The sequence below is a fragment of the Priestia sp. P5_B4 genome (genome assembly GCF_056400385.1).
Genome location: NZ_JBFULJ010001423.1, coordinates 1 through 626 on the forward strand (window position 1 = coordinate 1; position 626 = coordinate 626).

1 protein-coding gene is annotated in these 626 nt (G+C 29.4%); it reads right to left on the minus strand.

Annotated elements, in window-relative coordinates; all coding sequences use genetic code 11:
• Nucleotides 1-81: 81 nt before the first annotated feature.
• Nucleotides 82-564, minus strand: coding sequence for a hypothetical protein (locus AC1DRF_RS31365; protein WP_171779118.1), 483 nt, complete (start codon nucleotides 562-564; stop codon nucleotides 82-84).
• Between the last annotated feature and the right edge of the window lie 62 nt (nucleotides 565-626).

Here is a 626-nt window from a genome sequence, read left to right on the forward strand (position 1 = left end):
ATTCTAGACGAATAGTAACAAAGACTGCTAATTAACTAATATTCTTTATATAACATACATTTGAGAAATTTTTTTTCAAAGTTATAGATAAGGGGAATCAACCATCTCAACATGGAGACCTGTTAAAACTACTTTTTCTAAAGCATTAAAACATTTTTGAGAGGTTCCTATGTACATATAATAATCATAGCCAAAATGGACAAAGAACTGATTTCCTAACTCTAATTTACACCATACTGCATTTCGTAATGTTAATTTTACTAGCTTTTTTACTTCTTGAATACTTATCCATTGTCCTATCCATAATTTTGATATGAACTCAGTTGCATTTTGAGCTTCTATATCTTCAGACCATTGTTCTAACCCTTTTATATAAAGTTTGTTGATATTCATTTCATTCATGAAGGTTATAACGGCATTAATATACTTTTTTTCCACTTTCAAATATTCATCCATCTCTACATTTATTCCTACTTCAGAAAAACAAGTCCATTCATCATTGAGAAAGTAACCATTATTATCTCTTTTTAAGGGGTTATATTTCGTTACTCTCCAAGAATACAACTAGCACTCATCTCCTCAGTATAGGTTTTATATATCTCTAGTCAACATACCAGAAACTCTTG